This window comes from Janthinobacterium sp. SUN033 (genome assembly GCF_030397595.1).
GTDB lineage: Bacteria > Pseudomonadota > Gammaproteobacteria > Burkholderiales > Burkholderiaceae_D > Janthinobacterium > Janthinobacterium kumbetense.
Window position 1 is genome coordinate 249,160 of sequence record NZ_JAPQNV010000006.1, and the last position, 18,909, is coordinate 268,068.

17 protein-coding genes are annotated in these 18,909 nt (G+C 63.5%); 16 read left to right on the forward strand and 1 reads right to left on the reverse strand.

The features are described 5' to 3' along the window. Positions 1–21: 21 nt before the first annotated feature. The 16 genes from paaE to OX460_RS24590 all read left to right on the forward strand — a co-directional run bounded on the left by paaE (position 22) and on the right by OX460_RS24590 (position 17,649). Positions 22–1,101 carry a 1,2-phenylacetyl-CoA epoxidase subunit PaaE gene (paaE, locus tag OX460_RS24515; protein WP_289900224.1) on the forward strand — a complete coding sequence of 360 codons (1,080 nt, stop codon included), beginning with the start codon at positions 22–24 and terminating at the stop codon, positions 1,099–1,101. 50 nt (positions 1,102–1,151) lie between these two features. Then, positions 1,152–1,943, forward strand: coding sequence for a 2-(1,2-epoxy-1,2-dihydrophenyl)acetyl-CoA isomerase PaaG (gene paaG / locus OX460_RS24520; protein WP_289900225.1), 792 nt, complete (start codon positions 1,152–1,154; stop codon positions 1,941–1,943). 1 nt (position 1,944) lies between these two features. Next, complete coding sequence (gene paaH / locus OX460_RS24525; RefSeq protein WP_289900226.1) at positions 1,945–3,510, forward strand: 3-hydroxyacyl-CoA dehydrogenase PaaH; 1,566 nt, start codon at positions 1,945–1,947, stop codon at positions 3,508–3,510. Further along, on the forward strand, positions 3,503–3,949 hold the full coding sequence (gene paaI, locus OX460_RS24530; RefSeq protein WP_289900227.1) for a hydroxyphenylacetyl-CoA thioesterase PaaI: 447 nt from the start codon (positions 3,503–3,505) through the stop codon (positions 3,947–3,949). The genes paaH and paaI overlap by 8 nt, the downstream gene beginning before the upstream one ends. A 68-nt stretch (positions 3,950–4,017) precedes the next feature. Further along, entirely contained in the window at positions 4,018–5,346 is a 1,329-nt protein-coding gene (paaK, locus tag OX460_RS24535; protein WP_251350202.1) for a phenylacetate--CoA ligase PaaK, read from the forward strand. A gap of 22 nt (positions 5,347–5,368) precedes the next feature. Next, on the forward strand, positions 5,369–6,574 hold the full coding sequence (pcaF, locus tag OX460_RS24540; RefSeq protein ID WP_289900228.1) for a 3-oxoadipyl-CoA thiolase: 1,206 nt from the start codon (positions 5,369–5,371) through the stop codon (positions 6,572–6,574). A gap of 82 nt (positions 6,575–6,656) precedes the next feature. Further along, positions 6,657–7,808 carry an ABC transporter substrate-binding protein gene (locus OX460_RS24545; RefSeq protein ID WP_289900229.1) on the forward strand — a complete coding sequence of 384 codons (1,152 nt, stop codon included), beginning with the start codon at positions 6,657–6,659 and terminating at the stop codon, positions 7,806–7,808. 81 nt (positions 7,809–7,889) lie between these two features. Continuing rightward, positions 7,890–8,768, forward strand: coding sequence for a branched-chain amino acid ABC transporter permease (locus OX460_RS24550; protein WP_230538975.1), 879 nt, complete (start codon positions 7,890–7,892; stop codon positions 8,766–8,768). Then, the gene (locus tag OX460_RS24555) at positions 8,765–9,748 is read left to right on the forward strand and encodes a branched-chain amino acid ABC transporter permease (RefSeq protein ID WP_289900230.1); all 984 of its coding nucleotides are present in this window, start codon (positions 8,765–8,767) and stop codon (positions 9,746–9,748) included. The genes OX460_RS24550 and OX460_RS24555 overlap by 4 nt, the downstream gene beginning before the upstream one ends. A 1-nt stretch (position 9,749) precedes the next feature. After that, positions 9,750–10,505, forward strand: a complete 756-nt coding sequence (locus OX460_RS24560; protein ID WP_099666449.1) for an ABC transporter ATP-binding protein — start codon at positions 9,750–9,752, stop codon at positions 10,503–10,505. Then, on the forward strand, positions 10,505–11,233 hold the full coding sequence (locus OX460_RS24565) for an ABC transporter ATP-binding protein (protein WP_289900341.1): 729 nt from the start codon (positions 10,505–10,507) through the stop codon (positions 11,231–11,233). Before OX460_RS24560 ends, OX460_RS24565 begins: the two co-directional genes overlap by 1 nt. Before the next feature lie 9 nt (positions 11,234–11,242). Further along, the gene (gene paaY, locus OX460_RS24570; protein WP_289900231.1) at positions 11,243–11,857 is read left to right on the forward strand and encodes a phenylacetic acid degradation protein PaaY; all 615 of its coding nucleotides are present in this window, start codon (positions 11,243–11,245) and stop codon (positions 11,855–11,857) included. A 23-nt stretch (positions 11,858–11,880) separates the two neighbouring features. Next, positions 11,881–13,932, forward strand: a complete 2,052-nt coding sequence (gene paaZ, locus OX460_RS24575; protein WP_289900232.1) for a phenylacetic acid degradation bifunctional protein PaaZ — start codon at positions 11,881–11,883, stop codon at positions 13,930–13,932. 394 nt (positions 13,933–14,326) lie between these two features. Next, the gene (locus tag OX460_RS24580; RefSeq protein WP_289900233.1) at positions 14,327–15,589 is read left to right on the forward strand and encodes a hypothetical protein; all 1,263 of its coding nucleotides are present in this window, start codon (positions 14,327–14,329) and stop codon (positions 15,587–15,589) included. A 10-nt stretch (positions 15,590–15,599) separates the two neighbouring features. Then, positions 15,600–16,007: a hypothetical protein gene (locus tag OX460_RS24585; protein WP_289900234.1), complete on the forward strand. Its 408-nt coding sequence runs from the start codon at positions 15,600–15,602 to the stop codon at positions 16,005–16,007. Between the two features lie 61 nt (positions 16,008–16,068). After that, positions 16,069–17,649 (forward strand): methyl-accepting chemotaxis protein, encoded by a 1,581-nt coding sequence (locus OX460_RS24590; protein ID WP_289900235.1) that lies wholly within the window; start codon positions 16,069–16,071, stop codon positions 17,647–17,649. On the opposite strand, the gene OX460_RS24595 is transcribed toward OX460_RS24590, so the two are convergent. Continuing rightward, complete coding sequence (locus OX460_RS24595; RefSeq protein ID WP_289900236.1) at positions 17,646–18,869, reverse strand: Xaa-Pro peptidase family protein; 1,224 nt, start codon at positions 18,867–18,869, stop codon at positions 17,646–17,648. The two genes, OX460_RS24590 and OX460_RS24595, sit on opposite strands and share 4 nt — an antisense overlap. Positions 18,870–18,909 lie beyond the last annotated feature (40 nt).

Sequence of the window (18,909 nt, forward strand, 5' to 3'; positions counted from 1 at the left end):
CGAAGAAACTGGAGATGAAGCATGAGTAAATTTTATCCGCTGTGCGTGGCCAACGTGCGCAATGAAACGCGCGACACCATCGCCGTCACGTTCGACGTGCCGGCCGAATTACAGCAGCAGTTCCGCTTCCAGCAGGGCCAGCACCTGACCCTGCGCGCCCATATCAATGCGGAAGACGTGCGCCGCTCGTATTCCATCTGTTCGGCGGTGCAGGATGGCACCCTGCGCGTGGCCATCAAGCGCACGCCGGGCGGCGCTTTCTCTACCTGGGCGAACGACACCCTGAAAGCCGGCGCCACCATCGAGGTGATGCCACCGATGGGCCACTTTAACGTGCCGCTCGACTGCGTCAATCGCAAGCACTACCTGGCGTTCGCGGCCGGCAGCGGCATCACGCCCATCCTCTCCATCATCAAGACGACCCTGCTGACGGAGCCCCTGAGCCGCTTCACTCTGTTCTACGGTAACCGCGCTTCGTCGTCCGTCATCTTCAAGGAAGAATTGACGGACTTGAAGGATGTGTACCTGGAGCGTTTGAACCTGGTCTACGTGATGAGCCGCGAACAGCAGGACATCGAACTGTTCAACGGCCGCATCACGCAGGAAAAATGCGAGCAGTTCCTGCAGCACTGGATCAAGATCGAAGACTACGACAACGCCTTCATCTGCGGCCCGGAAGACATGATGCTGGGCGTCTCCGCCGCCCTGCAGGCAGCCGGCATGCCCAAGCAGAATATCAAGATCGAGCTGTTCGCCGCCAGCATCCCTAAAAACGCCCACAAGCCGCGCGCCCAGCTGGCTGCGGACGCCGTGCAGGAAACGGAAGTGACCGTCATCCTGGATGGCAACCACACGACCTTCACGATGGACAAGGACAAGGAGTCCATCCTCGACGCGGGCCTGCGGCAGGGTATCGACATGCGCTACTCGTGCAAGGGCGGCGTGTGCTCGACCTGCCGCTGCAAGATCCTCGACGGCAAGGTTGAAATGGACGTCAACTACGCGCTGGAAGACTATGAAGTGGCGCGCGGCTTCATCCTCAGCTGCCAGAGTTTCCCTCTCACAGACAAGGTCGTGGTCGACTTCGACCAGGCTGAATAAGCCGGTGCAGGGCACGGGCCCTGCCTTACCTATTACACAAGCGAGACGCCATGACCTACCAAAACATCCTCTTTACCATCGAGCAGGGCATCGCCACGCTCACCCTGAACCGTCCCGAAAAACTCAATAGTTTTACGCAAGCCATGCACGAGGAAGTGCGCGACGCCATCGCCAAAGTCAATGCGGACAGTACCGTGCGCGTGTTCGTGCTGACGGGAGCGGGCCGCGGCTTTTGCGCAGGCCAGGATTTGTCCGACCGCGCCGTGGAACCGGGTTCGAAGGGCGTGGACCTGGGCGAATCCGTGGAAAAGAACTATGCGCCGCTGGTACTGGCCTTGAAGGCTTTGCCAATGCCCGTGATCTGCGCCGTCAACGGCGTGGCCGCCGGCGCGGGTGCCAACCTGGCGCTGGCGTGCGACATCGTCATCGCCGGCAAGTCGGCCAGTTTTGTCGAAGTGTTCTGCAAGCTGGGCCTGATCCCGGACACGGGCGGCACCTTCTTCCTGCCACGCCTGATCGGTTCCGCGCGCGCCATGGGCCTGGCCATGCTGGGTGAAAAACTGACGGCGGAAAAAGCGGAAGACTGGGGCCTGATCTGGAAATGCTTCGAGGATGCCCAGTTGGCCGAGGAAACGCGCAAGCTGGCCGTGCACTTTTCCACAGCCCCCACCAAGGGCCTGGCCTACACCAAGCAGGCACTGGCCGCCAGCGGCGCGAATACCCTGCCGCAGCAGCTTGCGCTGGAAGCGCGCATGATGAGCGATCTCGGTAACAGCGACGATTACCGCGAAGGCGTGGCCGCCTTCATGGAAAAGCGCGCACCGCAATTCAAGGGACATTGATATGGCAGCTTTGGACAACAACAGTGTCGTCGCCGTCATCGGCAGCGGCGCCATGGGTGCCGGCATCGCGCAGGTGGCCGCAGCCGCCGGCTACCGGGTCAAACTGTACGATACGCGCACGGAAGCCGTCAGCAAGGCGTTGGCCGACATTGGCAAGATGTATGCGAAGCTGGCTGAAAAGGGCCGCATGACGCCCGACGAAGCCGCGGCCGCCACGGCGCGCCTGCAGGCGGCCGGCAGCCTGGCCGATGTGGCAGATGCTGCCCTGGTGGTGGAAGCCATCGTGGAAAACCTCGACGTCAAGCGCGGCCTGTTCGCCGAACTCGAAGCGCTGGTCAGCGACGACTGCATCCTGGCGACGAACACCTCGTCGATTTCCGTCACGGCGATTGCCGCCAAGCTGCGCCGCCCGGAACGCCTAGTCGGCATGCATTTCTTTAACCCCGTGCCCCTGATGGCGTTGGTCGAGGTGATCAGTGGACTGGCCACCAGCGAGCAAGTGGCCGCCACCGTGTACGACACGTCGATCGCCTGGGGCAAGAATCCCGTGCATGCGAAATCGACGCCCGGCTTCATCGTCAACCGAGTCGCCCGTCCGTTTTATGCGGAAGGTTGGCGCTTGCTGAATGAACAGGCGGGCGACGCCGCTACCATCGACGCCGTGCTGCGCGAAGCGGGCGGTTTCCGCATGGGCCCATTCGAGCTGATGGACCTGATTGGCCATGACGTCAATTTCTCCGTCACCCAATCCGTGTTCGGCGCCTATTTCAACGACCCGCGCTTCACGCCCTCCGTGCTGCAGCAGGAAATGGTCAATGCCGGTTTCCTCGGCCGCAAATCGGGCCGGGGTTTTTACCTGTACGGCGAAGGGGCCGCTGCCTCCGTGGCGCAGGCGGAAGGCGCGCAAGCGAAGCCGGAATTCGTTGCCCTGTCGGCCGCCATCGGCGGCGATGGCCGTGGCCACAGCGGCATCATCCGCAGTCTGGTGCAGCGCCTGGAGCAGGCCGGCATCACCGTCAGCCGCCGCGTGACGCAGGAAGGCCAGTCGCATGACGAGGCGCCCGCCCTGCATTGCCATGGCGCCGCGATTTATCTGACCGATGGCCGCAGCGCCACCCAGCGCGCGCACGACAACCAGCATCCGGACACGGTGCTGTTTGACCTGGCGCTCGATTACGCCAATGCCAAGCGCATCGCCGTGGCCCGCGCCGACCAGTGCAGCGATGCGGCCTACGCGGCCGTCGTTGGCCTCTTCCAGGCGGCCGGTTTCATCGTCACGCGCCTGGACGACGTGCCTGGCCTGGCCGTCATGCGCACGGTGGCCATGCTGGCCAACGAGGCGGCCGACGCCGTCAACCAGGGCGTGTGCACGGTGGCTGCCGTCGATATCGCCATGCAGAAGGGCGTCAACTATCCGTGCGGACCGCTGGCCTGGGCCGATGCCGTCGGCGTCCAGCACATCGTGACCGTGCTGCACCACCTGGCGCAGGGCTATGGCGAGGACCGTTACCGCGTCTCGCCGCTGCTGCGCCGCAAACTCGCCAATGGAGCACAGTTTCATGCATAAGGAAGACCATATCCACGCTGCCCAGGCTTTGGCCGAAGCGGCCGCCGCCTCCATGCTGTCGCGCGATAACGCCACCGCCGCCATGGGCATCGCCCTGGCCGACGTGGGCCCCGGTCATGCCCGCATGACGATGACGGTGCGCGCAGACATGCTCAATGGCCACCAGACCTGCCATGGCGGTTTTATCTTTGCCCTGGCCGATAGCGCCTTCGCGTTTGCCTGCAACAGCTACAACCTGAACACCGTGGGCGCCGGCTGCACCATCGATTATCTGGCGCCGGGCCGGGAAGGCGACGTGCTGACGGCGCACGCCGTCGAACAGGCGCTGGCGGGCAAGAGCGGCGTCTATGACGTCAAGGTCAGCAACCAGGAAGGGCGCGCCATCGCGCTCTTCCGCGGCAAGTCGATTCGCGTGGCGGGTGAAGTCATCAGCAATTGAAGTTACAAGAGCAGGCTTGAACTGCCGGAACGAATTACATAGTTATAGAACCGAATCAGGAGACAGAGATGGTCCAGAGAACCCCAGCACCGAATGACCTCGAACCGATCGAGCGCGCCAGCAAGGATGAACTGCAGGCGCTGCAGCTCGAACGCATGAAATGGACGCTCAAGCACGCGTATGACAACGTGCCCCATTACCGCGCCGCTTTCGACGAAGCGGGCGTGCATCCGGACGACCTGAAATCGCTGTCCGATCTGGCCAAATTCCCGTTCACCGATAAAAAGGTCTTGCGCGACAATTACCCGTTTGGCCTGTTCGCCGTGCCGCGCGAGCAAGTGGTGCGCATTCACGCGTCCAGCGGCACCACGGGCAAGGCCACGGTGGTCGGCTACACGCAGAACGATATCGATACCTGGGCCAACGTGGTGGCGCGCTCGATCCGCGCCGGCGGCGGCCGCGCCGGCGACATGGTGCATATCTCCTACGGCTACGGCCTGTTCACGGGAGGCCTGGGCGCGCACTACGGCGCCGAGCGTCTGGGTTGCACGGTCATTCCGATGTCAGGCGGGCAGACGGAAAAGCAGGTGCAACTGATCCAGGATTTCAAGCCATCGATCATCATGGTCACGCCATCGTACATGCTCAACATCATCGAGGAATTCACGCGCCAGGGCCTTGACCCGGCCGAGTCGTCGCTGAAGGTGGGCATCTTCGGCGCCGAGCCGTGGACGGATGCGATGCGCTCGGAAATCGAGGCGCGTGCCGGCATCGACGCCGTCGACATCTACGGCCTGTCCGAAGTGATGGGCCCTGGCGTGGCATCCGAATGCATCGAAAGCAAGGACGGTCCCGTCATCTGGGAAGATCATTTTTACCCGGAAATCATCGATCCGGAAACGGGCGAAGTGCTGCCGGACGGCGAAGAGGGCGAGCTGGTGTTTACTTCGCTGTCGAAGGAAGCGCTGCCCATCATCCGCTACCGCACGCGCGACCTGACCCGCTTGCTGCCGCCGACCTCGCGCTCGATGCGCCGCATCGGCAAGATCACGGGCCGCTCGGACGACATGCTGATCATCCGCGGCGTGAACGTCTTCCCCACGCAGATCGAAGAACTGATCCTCAAAATGCCGAAGCTGGCGCCACAGTATCAATTGGTGGTCACGCGCGACGGCCACCTCGACAAGCTGGAAGTGGTCGCCGAGCTGCGTATCGACCTCACTGCCACCATCTCGGCCAGTGAAACGGACGCGCTGGCGCGCGAGCTGGAACACCGCATCAAGACACACGTGGGCGTGAGCACGCGCGTGCGCCTCGTGGCCGCCGCCAGCATCGAACGCACCCTGACGGGCAAGGCCCGCCGCGTGGTTGACCAGCGCCCGAAGATTTTCTCCTGATAGCCCGAACAAGGAACCAGACATGAACGACGCTTTTATCTGTGACGCCGTACGCACTCCCTTTGGCCGCTATGGTGGCGCGCTGTCCAGCGTGCGCGCCGACGACCTGGGTGCGCTGCCGATTGCCGCGCTGATCGCGCGTAACCCGTCCGTCGACTGGTCCGCCATCGACGACGTGTTCTACGGCTGCGCCAACCAGGCGGGCGAGGACAACCGCAACGTGGGCCGCATGGCTGCGCTGCTGGCCGGCTTGCCGGCGGCAGTACCGGCCAATACCATCAACCGCCTGTGCGGTTCCAGCCTGGATGCCGTCGGCATGGCTGCCCGTTCGATCAAGGCAGGCGAGGCGGAGCTGATCATCGCCGGTGGCGTGGAAAGCATGACGCGCGCGCCTTTCGTGATGGGCAAGGCTGACAGCGCGTTCTCGCGCGCAGCGAAAATCGAAGACACGACCCTGGGTTGGCGCTTCGTGAACGGCAAGATGAAGGCGCAGTACGGCATCGACACCATGCCGGAAACGGCGGAAAACGTGGCCGTGGAATTTGGCATCAGCCGCGCCGACCAGGATGCGCTGGCCTTGCGCAGCCAGCAGCGCTGGGCCGCCGCCCACGCGGCCGGCGTGTTCGAGCGCGAAATCGTGCCTGTCGCCGTGCCGCAAAAAAAGGGTGATCCGAAAATGGTCACCAGCGACGAACATCCGCGTCCCGACACCTCGCTGGACATGCTGGCAAAGCTCAAGGGCGTGGTCAAGGCGGATGGCACTGTCACGGCCGGCAATGCCTCGGGCTTGAACGACGGCGCTTGCGCCATCCTGCTGGCGTCCGCCGCCGCCGTCGAAAAATACAAACTGACGCCGCGCGCAAAGGTGCTGGGCATGGCCACGGCCGGCCTGGCGCCGCGCATCATGGGCTTTGGCCCATCGCCTGCGTCGCGCAAGGTGCTGGCGCAGACGGGATTGACCATCGAGCAGATGGACGTCATCGAACTCAATGAAGCGTTTGCCGCGCAGGCGCTGGCCGTCACGCGCGACCTGGGCCTGGCGGACGACGCAGCCCACGTGAACCCGAATGGCGGCGCGATCGCCATCGGCCACCCGCTGGGCGCATCGGGCGCGCGCCTGGTGATGGCCGCGCTGAACCAGCTGGAACGCACGGGCGGGCGCTATGCGCTGTGCACCATGTGCATCGGCGTGGGGCAGGGGATTGCAGTAGTGATTGAACGCGTATAAAAAGTAAAAACAAAAAAGGCGCAGGCTTGTAAAAAAGCGCCAACCATACATTGACCGTAGTGCCAACCTGGTGGAGACCACAATGATTGCCAATATCTTCAAGAAAACCCTGATCGCCGGCGTGCTGGCCATGTCCGCCGCGGGCGCGTATGCGGCTGATAACATCAAGATCGGTTCCGTGCTGTCCGTCACGGGACCAGCCGCCTTCCTGGGCGATCCGGAACTGAAAACCCTGCAGCTGTATATCGAGAAGATCAACGCGGCAGGCGGCGTCCTGGGGCGCAAGCTGGAACTGGTGCACTACGATGACGGCAGCGACGCGGCCAAGGCCAACGGTTTTACCAAGCGCCTGATCGAATCGGACAAGGTCGACGTGTTGATCGGCGGCACCACCACGGGCGCGACGATGGCGATGGCGCCTCTGGTAGATCGCGCCAGCATGCCGTTCATTTCGCTGGCCGGTGCCGTTGTCATCATCGATCCGGTCAAGAAATGGGTGTTCAAGACGCCGCACACGGACCGCATGGCGGCCGAGAAGGTGTTCGAGGACATGAAGAAGCGCGGCATCAGCAAAGTGGGCCTGCTGTCGGAAACGAGCGGCTTTGGCGCCTCGGGCCGCAAGGAATCGCAGATCGTCGCCTCCAAATACGGCATCACCCTGGTGGCCGATGAAACCTACGGCCCGAAAGACACGGACATCACGGCGCAGCTGACCCGCATCAAGAATACAGGCGGCGTGCAAGCCGTATTCGTGTTCGGACTGGGCCAGGGTCCTGCCGTGGTTACCAAAAATTATGGCCAACTGGGCATGGCTGCACTGCCGCTGTACCAGTCGCACGGCGTGGCGTCGGACGAATACCTGAAACTGTCGGGCAAGGCCGCCGAAGGCGTGCGCCTGCCAACGCCGGCCCTGCTGATCGGCGCCATGCTGCCGGACAGCGACGCGCAAAAAGCCGTCGTCGTCGGCTACGACAAGACGTATAAAGACCGCTACAAGATCGACCCGTCGACCTTTGGCGGCTATGCGCTCGACGCCCTGAACCTGTCGGTCGACGCCATCAAGCGCGCCGGCGGCACGGACCGCGAAAAAGTGCGGGCAGCGCTGGAATCGACCAAGGGTTTTGTCGGCACCACCGGCGTGTTTAACATGTCGGCCAAAGACCACATGGGCCTGGACCTGTCGGCTTTCCGCATGGTTGAAGTGAAGAATGGCGAATGGCAATTGTCTAAATAAGTTCGAGAAGGTAAGCCAGAAGTACCCGCGCGGGCCGCCCTTGAAGGCGGTTCGCGCGCAGCCGAACATAATGGAGACACCATGGAAGTCGCTCAATTTCTACAATTTCTGTATTCCGGGATGACGGTCGGTTCCGCCTATGCGCTGGCGGCGCTGGGCTTTACCATCATCTACAACACCAGCGGCGTGATCAACTTCGCCCAGGGCGAATTCATCATGCTGGGCGGGATGCTGGCCGCCGTGATGTCGGCCGCCGGCGTGCCGCTGCCGCTGGCCATCATCCTGGCCGTCGTCGCCACGGGTATCGTTGGCCTGCTGATGGAAAAAACCGTGATCGAACCGGCGCAAAATGCACAGGTCATCACGCTCCTGATCATCACCATCGGCGCCTCCCTCGTGCTGCGCGGCCTGGTGCAAATCTGGCTGGGCAAGGATACGCACTCGCTGCCGGCGTTTTCCGGCGATGCGCCGATCGAATTCCTGGGCGCCAGCCTGCTGCCGCAAAGCCTGTGGGTGCTGGGCGTCACGGTGGTCATCGTGCTGGTGCTGGGCTGGTTTTTTGGCCGCACCCTGATGGGCAAGGCCATGCTGGCCACCTCGCACAACAAGCTGGCGGCACAACTGGTGGGCATCAACACGCGCAAGGTGCTGCTGTTCTCGTTCGGCCTGTCGGCCCTGCTGGGCGCGGCAGGCGGCATCCTCGTTGCACCGATCACCTACACCTCATATGACGCTGGCATCATGCTGGGCCTGAAAGGCTTTGTCGCCGCTGTCCTCGGTGGCCTGGGCGGCGGCGCGGGCGCGATCGCTGGTGGCCTGATCCTGGGCATCGCCGAAGCCATGACGGCAGGTTACATTTCGTCGGCCTACAAGGACGCGGTGCCCTTCGTGCTGATTTTATTGATCCTGTTCTTCCTGCCGCAAGGCTTGTTTGGCGCTAAAAATTCGGAGCGTGTATGAAGAGTTTCTTTACCCGCTCGCGCCACGGCGGCTTGTTGTTGCTGGCCCTGGTGCTGGCCATCCTGCCCCTGTTCCTGACTAACGCGTTCTACTATGACGTGGCGATCCGCATCGCCCTGAACGCCATCGTCGTAATCGGCCTGAATCTGCTGATGGGTTACACGGGCCAGATCAGCCTCGGTCATGCCGGTTTCTATGGCCTGGGCGCGTATGCGTCTGCCGTGCTGACCACGCACTACAACTGGCCGCCGCTGGCTGCCCTGGCGGCGGGCGCCGTCGCCACGGGCTTGCTGGCGCTGTTGCTGGCGCGTCCCGTGCTGAAGCTCAAGGGCCATACCCTGGCCATGGCGACGCTGGGCCTGGGCATCATCATTTCCATCGTCATCAACAACGAGACGCAGTGGACGGGTGGCCCGGATGGCATCGGCGTGTCCGCCTTCAGTGTTGCCGGCCTGGAAATCGCCGGCGAGAAATCGTGGTACCTGGTGTGCGCCGTGCTGCTGTTGCTGGTGACGTGGCTGGCCCTGAACCTGATCGATTCGCCCGTCGGCCGCGCGCTGCAGGCCATTCACGGCTCGGAAGTGGCGGCCCGCGTGGTGGGTGTCGACACGACCCGCTTCAAGGTGCGCGTGTTCGTGCTGTCGGCCGTCATCGCCAGCATCGCGGGCAGCATCAGCGCCCACTACATCGGCTTCATCACGCCCAACCTGGCCGGCTTCTTCCACTCGATCGAGCTGGTGACGATGGTGGTGGTGGGCGGCATGGCGTCGATCTTCGGCTCCATCATCGGTGCGGCCCTGCTGACGATCCTGCCGCAACTGCTGTCCAGTTTTGAAGGCTGGGAAACGGTGGTGTTTGGCGTGATCCTGATGGCCACCATGATCTTCATGCCCAAGGGCCTGGTGCCCAGCCTGGCCAGCCGTTCGCGCAAGCGGGCTGCCACGCCCAAGGCGCCCGTCAAATCCGCGCAGGAGGTGTGACATGCTGACGATCAACAATCTGAGCAAGAGCTTTGGCGGCGTGCACGCGGTGCAGGACGTGAGCTTCACTGTCAAGGAAGGTAATATCCATTCCGTGATCGGCCCGAACGGCGCCGGCAAGACGACCCTGTTCAACCTGATCACGGGCGTGTACACGCCCACCAAAGGCGAGATCCTGCTCAATGGCGAAAACGTGGCCGCCATGTCGCCCGATGCGCTGGCGCGGCGCGGCATGAGCCGCACCTTCCAGAACCTGCAGGTGTGCATGAACATGACGGCCATCGACAATGTGATGGTGGGCGCGCATTTGCGCCTGAACCAGAACCTGTTCGCTTCCATGCTGCGCCTGCCGTCCGTGCGCCGCGCCGATGCGGCTTGCCGCGACGAGGCGGCCAGTTTGATGGAGTTTGTCGGCGTGGGACGGCATATCGATGACGAAGCGGGGCAGATGTCGTACGGCGCCTTGAAGCGCCTGGAAATCGCCCGCGCGCTGGCCGCCAAGCCGAAGGTGCTGCTGCTCGATGAACCGGCCGCAGGCCTGAACCACACGGAAACGGGCGAAATCGAAGCCTTGATACGCAAGGTGGCGCAGTCCGGCGTAACGGTGGTGCTGGTCGAGCATGACATGAAACTGGTGATGAACCTGTCGGACCATATCCTGGTGCTCGACTATGGCAAGAAGCTGGCCGAAGGGACTGCCGCCGAAGTGCGCGCCAATCCCGACGTGGTGGCGGCATATCTGGGAGTGGCGGCATGATGCAAAATGAAATTCAGGCTCCGCTGGTACTCGATATCAAAGGGCTGACCAGCCATTACGGCCGCATCCAGGCCCTGCACGGCATCGACCTGCAGGTGCACCAGGGCCAGCTGGTGGCGCTGGTGGGCGCCAATGGCGCCGGCAAGACGACCCTGTTGCGTGCCATCTCCGGCGTGCAGCCGATCAGTGCCGGCAGCATCGCCTTCGCCGGCCAGGACGTCAGCCGCATGAGCGCGGACAAGCGCGTGCGCAGCGGTATCTGCCAGGTGCCGGAAGGGCGGCAAGTGTTCGGCCCCATGACGGTGGAAGACAATCTGCGCCTGGGCGCCTTCACGCGCCCGCCGCAGGACGTGGCGGGCGACATGGAGCGCATGTACGGCCTGTTCCCGATCCTGAAGGAAAAGCGCTTGCTGCTGGCCGGGACGCTCTCCGGCGGACAGCAGCAGATGCTGGCCATGGCGCGCGCGCTGATGGGCCGCCCGCAACTGCTGCTGCTCGACGAACCGAGCATGGGCTTGGCGCCATTGCTGATCGCGGAAATCTTCCGCATCGTGGCCGAGTTGCGGGACCAGGGCATCACCATCTTCCTCGTCGAGCAGAACGCGCATGCGGCGCTGTCGATCGCCGACGTGGGCTACGTGATCGAGACGGGCGCCATCACGCTGTCCGGCCCCGGTCCCGAATTGCTGCATAACGAACAGGTACAAAGCGCCTATCTGGGCATGTAAGGAGTCTGTATGGTCAAAGTGTATGAAATCAACGGCGTCACCCCCGTCGTCCATCCCAGCGCCTATGTGCACCCGTCGGCCGTGCTGATCGGCGACGTGATCGTCGGCCCGCGCTGCTATATCGGCCCGCTGGCCTCGATCCGCGGCGACTTCGGCCGCTTGATCCTGGAAGAGGGCGCGAACCTGCAGGACACCTGCGTCATGCACGGTTTTCCCGGCTGCGACACGGTGGTCGAAGTCGACGGCCATATCGGCCACGGCGCCGTGCTGCATGGCTGCCGCATCGGCCGCAATGCGCTCGTCGGCATGAATGCCGTGGTGATGGATAACGCCATCATCGGCGAGGAATCCATCGTCGCGGCCATGAGTTTTGTGAAGGCTGGCATGATCGTCGCGCCGCGCAGCATGGTGGTGGGCACGCCGGCCAAGGTGATGCGCGCGCTGACCGACGATGAAATCAAATGGAAAAGCTCGGGCACGGGCCAGTACCACGAGCTGGCCGTACGCTCGATGCAGACAATGCGCGAAGTGGAAGCCCTGACGGAAGTCGAGGCAAACCGCCAGCGCCTGAATTTCGAATCGGCCTTGCCGCTGCATTTGCACAAGAACGCCGCAGCGCAGTAAAAACCAACATAGGAGTAAACCACATGGCTCACATATCCACCCTGCAAAGCCTGATCGCCGGCCGCTGGCTGGGCGAAAGCGCCGCCGTGCCTCTGCACAGCGCCTTGAACAACCGCGTCATCTATCACACGCATGCGGAAAAGATCGACTTCGACGAAGCCGTCACGTATGCGCGCAAGACGGGTGTGCCTGGCCTGATGGCGCTGGACTTCCAGCAGCGCGCCGCCCGCCTGAAGGCACTGGCGCTGTACCTGGTCGAGCGCAAGGAAGAACTGTACGCGATCTCGCACCTGTCGGGCGCCACGCGCGCCGACAGCTGGGTAGATATCGAAGGCGGAACGGGCACCCTGTTCGCCTACGCCAGCATGGGCAGCAATGAGCTGCCGTCGTCGAACGTGCTGCATGAAGGCCCGGCCATCGCGCTGGGCAAGAAGGGCGGTTTCGCCGGTACGCACATCCTGGTGCCGCGCGGCGGCCTGGCCGTGCACATCAACGCCTTCAACTTCCCCATCTGGGGCTTGCTGGAAAAATTCGCCCCGAGCTTCCTGGCGGCCATGCCCTGCATCGCCAAGCCGGCCACGGCGACGAGCTACCTGACGCAGGCCGTCGTGCGCATGATGCACGAATCGGGCTTGCTGCCTGCTGGCAGCCTGCAATTGGTGATCGGTTCCACGGGCGACCTGCTGGACCGCCTGAATGGCCAGGATTTCGTCACCTTCACGGGATCGGCCGCCACGGCCGCCAAGCTGCGCACCAATCCGAACCTGATCATCAATTCCGTGCCGTTCAACGGCGAAGCCGATTCGCTCAACTGCGCTATCCTGGCGCCGGACGTCACGCCGGACGATGTGGAATTCGACCTCTTCGTCAAGGAAGTCGTGCGCGAGATGACGGGCAAGTCGGGCCAGAAGTGCACGGCCATCCGCCGTATCATCGTGCCCGAGCACCTGATGGACGCCGTCGGCACGCGCTTGCGCGAGCGCCTGGCCAAGGTGGTGGTGGGCGACCCGTCCATCGACGGTGTGCGCATGGGCGCGCTGGCATCGAAAGAGCAGCAGAATGATGTGGCCGAGCGTGTCGCCACCCTGTCGCAGGGCAACGAGGTGGTGTTCGGCGCGGCCGACGGTTTCAATCCGCTCGGTGATGGTGCGCAGGATGGCAGCTTCTTCTCGCCGACCCTGCTGCTGTGCCGCGACGCCTTCGGTAACGACGCTGTGCATGACGTGGAAGCGTTCGGCCCCGTCAGCACCATGATGGGCTACAAGGACATTGACGAGGCGCTGGCCCTGGCCGCACGCGGCAAGGGCAGTCTGGTGAGCACCCTGGTGACGCGCGATTCGAAGATCGCCGCGCGCGTGGTGCCGCAAGTGGCGGCCACGCATGGCCGCGTGCACGTGCTCGAGCGTGTGGCGTCCGTCGATTCGACGGGCCATGGCTCGCCCCTGCCGCAGCTGAAGCACGGCGGTCCTGGCCGCGCGGGCGGCGGCGAAGAGCTGGGCGGCGTGCGCGCCGTGCGCCACTACCTGCAACGGGCGGCCGTGCAAGGCTCGCCGACCATGCTGGCGGCCATCACGGGCGAGTACGTGCGCGGCGCGGACGTCAACGAAAGCCCGATCCACCCGTTCCGCAAGCACTTCGAGGACTTGAAGACGGGCGACTCGCTGCTCACGCACCGCCGCACCGTCAGCGAAGCGGACATCGTCGCCTTCGGCGGCATCTCGGGCGACTTCTTCTACATGCACTTCGACGAAATCGCCGCCAAGGAGTCGCAGTTCGGCAAGCGCATCGCCCATGGCTACTTCGTGCTGTCGGCCGCTGCCGGCCTGTTCGTCTCGCCCGGCGTCGGCCCCGTGCTGGCCAATTATGGCCTGGACAACCTGCGTTTCGTCGCGCCGGTGGCGATTGGCGACACCATCCGCGCCCGCCTGACGTGTAAGCGCAAGGTCGACCGCAACCGCAAGGACGTGTTTGGCGTGGGACAGGGTGTGGTGGCGTGGGACGTGCAGGTGACGAACCAGAACGAAGAACTGGTGGCCAGCTACGATATTCTGACCCTGGTATCGAAGCGCGAGTAAGCGTTTCTGCAGTACGGCATTGACCGGCGCCACCCGCGATTTTCGTGTGGGTGGCGTTTTTTTTAGTCGGATTATTTTTCTCTTGAATTATCCATAAGTGTATGAAAAATATAGGCTAAGTGTGGTTTTGCACAGCGTGCTATTTAGATAAATACCTCTAGAACGCGTGCTTTTTCCTTGAAAACGGGCGAATTCGCTCATTGCTTCAAGAAAACTTTCCAACGTAAAACCTTTTCTCTGTAGCATGGTTTTACTCACTGGTCACGCCGCCAAACACGCTCAACGATGCGGTGGCGGCGCGAAAAAAACGGACCCGGCCTTTTACGGCCGGTGAGCCATCGACCGCGAGTCCCATTCCACGATTAACGTTCACCGCTACGGGTATTTAATTACTATGAATAAACACGTCCTGATTTTCCTGTTGGCCATGCCCCTGGCCATCAGCCATGCCTATGCCGAAGAGGCCCCTGGTCCCGCGGTCAAGATCAGCGGTTACGGTACTGCCGCCCTGACCATGGCCGATACCGACAACGCGCAGTTCGCGCGCCCGAACCAGGCTGCCGGCGCCGGCCGCACTGCCCGCACGGGTATCGATTCCAACCTGGGCTTGCAAGCTAATGTCACCGTCAATCCCTGGTTGTCGGCCACCGTGCAGGGCCTGGCGCGCAAGGATGGCGAGGACGATTTCGGCGCCGAACTGGCCTGGGCCTTTGCCAAGGCCAAGGTGTCGGACAGCTTCAGCGTGCGCGTCGGTCGCATGGGTCTGCCCGTCTTCATGATTTCCGATTATCGCAACGTGGGCTATGCCAACACCATGCTGCGCCCGCCCAGCGAAATGTATTCGCAGGTTCCCCTGAACAGCATCGATGGCGTCGACGGTACCTATCAGTTCAGCGCGGGCGATACCAGCATCACCACGCAGCTGGCGCTGGGCCGCACCAAGGCCACCCTGGCCACGGGTCCCGATTCGACCGTGCAGGTGGAAGGCAAGTCCATCGTCGCCCTCAACGTGGTGGCCGAGCATGGCCCCGTCACCGTGCGCTTCGGCCGTGCCGAAACCAAGTTGACGATCAACGATTCACCGAGCCTGAACACCTTGATGGGCAGCTTGCGCGCGGCCGGCAGCGGCTACCGGATCGCCCAGCTAGGTGCCCTGGCCGATGCGCTGGAAGTCAAGGACAAGAAGGCGTCATTCACGTCCGTGGGCCTGGGCCTGGACTGGAACAATGTCCTGGTGCAGTCCGAATATGCGAAGCGCAAGACGGACAGCTATGTCAGCGACAGCACTTCGTGGTACGTGATGGGCGGCTATCGCATCGGCGCCTTCCTGCCGTACTACAGCCACGCCAGCCTGAAGGCCGATGGCCGCGTGAACAACACCGTGCCTGCATCCTGCCCTGCCGGGTATCCGGCCGCCTGCACGCTGACGTTGCGCGCCCTGTCGGCCGGCGTCGACACCCTCGCGTATATGCGTAATCAGCTGGAGCAGTCGACGGACAGCATCGGCGTGCGCTGGGACTTCCACCGTTCGGCCGCGCTGAAGGTACAGATCGACCGCATCAAGCCGAAGAATGGCCCCGGCCTGTTCGTGCAAGCCAAGCCCGGTTTCCACGGTCCCGTCACGGTGGCTGCCGCCGCCATCGATTTCGTTTTCTAAGGAGCGCCGCATGAAACCATTGATCTTGTATGTGGCTGCCTTGCTGGCGCTGTCGAACGCTGTTCCCGCCAGGGCCGAAGTGGTCGTGGTGGTCAATCCGAAGAGCGCCGCCGGCGCCATGACGAATGAACAGGTGGCGCAGTTTTTCCTCGGCAAATCGACGGCCATGACGCCGATCGACCAGCCGGAAAGCGCCCCCGTGCGCGCCGAGTTTTACAAGAAAGTGACGGACAAGGAACCCTCGCAAGCGAAGGCCCTGTGGTCCAAGCTGGTCTTCACGGGCAAGGCGACCTTGCCGAAGGAAGTGGCCAATAGCGCCGACGTGAAGAAGGCCGTGGCCGCCGATCCGAAAGCCATCGGCTATATCGAAAAGAGTGCCGTCGACGGCACCGTCAAAGTGGTGCTGACGGCGCCATAAAGCCTGCTCGGGCCGCGCGCCATGCGGCGGCCCGACAATCGATCAACATCAGGAGACAGCAATGAGCATCAAACGCAAGATATGGGCGCTGCCTGTCGTCTCGGCCGTGATTTTCGGGCTGGGGCTGGCCGTCAGCGCCTATCTGTCCACGGCCACGCTCAATTCCATCCACGCCACCGAAAGCGCCGACTATCCCGTGCTCGACATGGCCAAGTTGCTGACCCTGGACGTGGCCGCCGTCGGCGACGCCCTGCGCGATGCCGTCAGCGAAGGTGACAAGGAGCGTATCGGGCAAGTCGGCGGCCAGGCCGTCAAGCTGCGCGCCAAGCTGGCGGCCTTTGCGGCGATCCCCGGCCAGCGCGAACAGGGCCAGCGCCTGGCCAAGGAATTCGATGCCTACTATGCGCCGGCGCTGAGCGCTGCGCGCATCATGCTGGAAATGGAGGAAGGCGACCCGCAAGCGACCGTGGCGCGCATGCAGGGTGCGCTGGCGGTGCTCAACACGGACCTGGAAAAAACCAACGAACAGGCGCAAATACAGTTCAAGCAGGGCATCGAACGCAGCGCGGCCAATGTGCGCAATGCGCTCAATACCAGTATCGCCGTGGCGTTGGCCGTCATCGTCTGCCTGGTGGCCGTGTCGCATTTCGTCGTGCGCGCCATCTGGCAGCAGCTGGGCGGTGAACCCGAATACGCGCGCCAGATCGCGCGCGCCGTGGCCGATGGCGACCTCTCGATGAATATCGTGACCGAGGCGGGCGACCAGGGCAGCTTGCTGGCGGCGCTGAAGGAGATGCGCGCCAAGCTCGGCGGCATGGTCTCGGACATCAAGGCGTCGGCTGAAACCATTCAGGTGGCCAGTGCCGAGATTGCCCAGGGCAATGCGGACCTGGCCGCGCGCACGGAATCGCAGGCGGGCAGCCTGGATCAGACAGCGCGCAGCATGGACAGCCTGACCGCCACCGTGCGCGACAACGCCGCCAACGCGGGCCAGGCGCATGAACTGGTGGTGTCGGCATCGTCGGTTGCCGTGAAGGGGGGGCAAGTGGTCAGCCAGGTGGTCACCACCATGGGCGAGATCAACGAGTCATCCAGACGCATTGTCGACATCATCGGCGTCATCGACGGCATCGCCTTCCAGACGAATATCCTGGCCCTGAATGCGGCCGTGGAAGCGGCGCGCGCGGGCGAGCAGGGACGGGGTTTTGCCGTGGTGGCGTCCGAAGTGCGCAACCTGGCGCAGCGCAGCGCGGCGGCGGCGCGCGAGATCAAGCAATTGATCGGCGATTCGGTGGCCAAGGTGAATGTCGGTTCGAAGCTGGTCGACGAGGCGGGGCTGACCATGGGCCAGATCGTCGATTCCGTGAAAAAGGTGGCCGACATCATGGCCGAAATCAGCGCAGCGAGCCAGGCGCAAAGCGCCGGCATCGGCGATATCGGCGTGGCCATCGGCAGCATGGACCAAATGACGCAGCAAAATTCCGCGCTGGTGGAAGAAGCATCGGCGGCGGCCGAATCGCTGCAGGAACAGGCCGTGCAACTGGGCACGGCGCTGGCCGTGTTCAAGCTGGCGCAGGGAAGCGCGCCGGCGATGACCACCGTGCCAGCGGCACGGCGGCTGGCGTTGACGAAGGCGGCTTAAACCTTCAGCCCGAACGGATCGTCGATGCTGTGTGCTGGTTCGGTGAACCAGCGCGGGCCGTTTTCCGTCATGTAAAAATGGTCTTCGTGGCGGATGCCGAATTCGCCGGGGATGCAGATCATCGGCTCGTTCGAGAAGCACATGCCCACGTCCAGCGGCGTTGTGTCGTTGCCCACCAGGTAAGGCCACTCGTGGATATCGAGGCCGATGCCGTGGCCCGTGCGGTGTGGCAGACCGGGCAGCTTGTAGCCGGGGCCGAAGCCGTCCGCTTCCAGCGAGACGCGCGCGGCGCGGTCCACGTCGCCGCAGGGTACGCCCAGCTGTGCGGCGGCGAATGCGGCTGCCTGCGCGGCCTTTTCGCTGTTCCACACGCTGCGCTGGCGTTCGCTGACGGTGCCAAACACATAGGTGCGCGTGATGTCGGAGATGTAGTTCATCACCTGGCAGCCCGTGTCGATCAGCACCGTGTCGCCCGCTTTCAGGGTCTGCACGTAGTTCACGCCATGCGGATAGGCCGTCGCTTCGCCGAACAGCACGATGCAGAAATACGAGCGGGGCGCTCCCACCTTGCGATGCGCGCGCTGGATGAATTCTTCCACTTCCACGGTCGTGATGCCTTCATGCAGCATGCTGGCCGTGGCCACGTGCACGGCCAGGGTCATGTCCATCACGCGCTGCATCAGGGCGATTTCGGCGGGCGACTTGCGGCTGCGGCAGTATGCCGTCACGGCGCGCGCATTTTCCAGCGCGTAGCCGGGAGCCAGCGGCCGGGTGCCGTCATAGATGAAGAAGGCGGCGCTTTCGCAGATGCCCACGCGCGGCGGCGCGGCCGCATCCTGGGCGATACCCATGCGTGCCAGCACATCGACGAACAGCTGGTACGGGCTTTCATGCTCTTCCCAGCAATTGACCTTGCCCTCGATGACCATGAAACCCGTCAGGGTGCTTTCTTCGAAGGCGGGGGCGATGTACTCGAGCTCTCCGCTGGCCGGCAGGATGGCGCCCACCATGCGTTCGCTGGCATACCACTTGGTACCCGTGAAATAGGTGAGGTTGGCGCCCGCGTTCAGGTAGATCGCGGCGATGCCCTGTTTGCGCATGAACGCCTGCGCCTTGGCGATGCGCTGTGCATGTTCGTCCTTGCCGATGGCGACCATGCCGGACGTCATGTCCGACAGCGATGCCAATGCTTGTTCGATGGAAGTGCCACCTATGCTCATGCCTGCTCCTTTGTTCGATGCTGAATATGGAATGCGGGCA

Excerpts from the sequence above, each read along its gene's own strand:
- OX460_RS24595 (WP_289900236.1), bottom strand. The coding sequence starts at position 18,869 with ATGAGCATAGGTGGCACTTCCATCGAACAAGCATTGGCATCGCTGTCG.
- paaH (WP_289900226.1), top strand. The coding sequence starts at position 1,945 with ATGGCAGCTTTGGACAACAACAGTGTCGTCGCCGTCATCGGCAGCGGC.
- OX460_RS24545 (WP_289900229.1), top strand. The coding sequence starts at position 6,657 with ATGATTGCCAATATCTTCAAGAAAACCCTGATCGCCGGCGTGCTGGCC.
- paaI (WP_289900227.1), top strand. The coding sequence starts at position 3,503 with ATGCATAAGGAAGACCATATCCACGCTGCCCAGGCTTTGGCCGAAGCG.
- OX460_RS24550 (WP_230538975.1), top strand. The coding sequence starts at position 7,890 with ATGGAAGTCGCTCAATTTCTACAATTTCTGTATTCCGGGATGACGGTC.
- pcaF (WP_289900228.1), top strand. The coding sequence starts at position 5,369 with ATGAACGACGCTTTTATCTGTGACGCCGTACGCACTCCCTTTGGCCGC.
- OX460_RS24580 (WP_289900233.1), top strand. The coding sequence starts at position 14,327 with ATGAATAAACACGTCCTGATTTTCCTGTTGGCCATGCCCCTGGCCATC.
- OX460_RS24585 (WP_289900234.1), top strand. The coding sequence starts at position 15,600 with ATGAAACCATTGATCTTGTATGTGGCTGCCTTGCTGGCGCTGTCGAAC.
- paaY (WP_289900231.1), top strand. The coding sequence starts at position 11,243 with ATGGTCAAAGTGTATGAAATCAACGGCGTCACCCCCGTCGTCCATCCC.
- paaG (WP_289900225.1), top strand. The coding sequence starts at position 1,152 with ATGACCTACCAAAACATCCTCTTTACCATCGAGCAGGGCATCGCCACG.
- paaK (WP_251350202.1), top strand. The coding sequence starts at position 4,018 with ATGGTCCAGAGAACCCCAGCACCGAATGACCTCGAACCGATCGAGCGC.
- OX460_RS24590 (WP_289900235.1), top strand. The coding sequence starts at position 16,069 with ATGAGCATCAAACGCAAGATATGGGCGCTGCCTGTCGTCTCGGCCGTG.
- OX460_RS24560 (WP_099666449.1), top strand. The coding sequence starts at position 9,750 with ATGCTGACGATCAACAATCTGAGCAAGAGCTTTGGCGGCGTGCACGCG.
- paaZ (WP_289900232.1), top strand. The coding sequence starts at position 11,881 with ATGGCTCACATATCCACCCTGCAAAGCCTGATCGCCGGCCGCTGGCTG.
- paaE (WP_289900224.1), top strand. The coding sequence starts at position 22 with ATGAGTAAATTTTATCCGCTGTGCGTGGCCAACGTGCGCAATGAAACG.
- OX460_RS24565 (WP_289900341.1), top strand. The coding sequence starts at position 10,505 with ATGCAAAATGAAATTCAGGCTCCGCTGGTACTCGATATCAAAGGGCTG.
- OX460_RS24555 (WP_289900230.1), top strand. The coding sequence starts at position 8,765 with ATGAAGAGTTTCTTTACCCGCTCGCGCCACGGCGGCTTGTTGTTGCTG.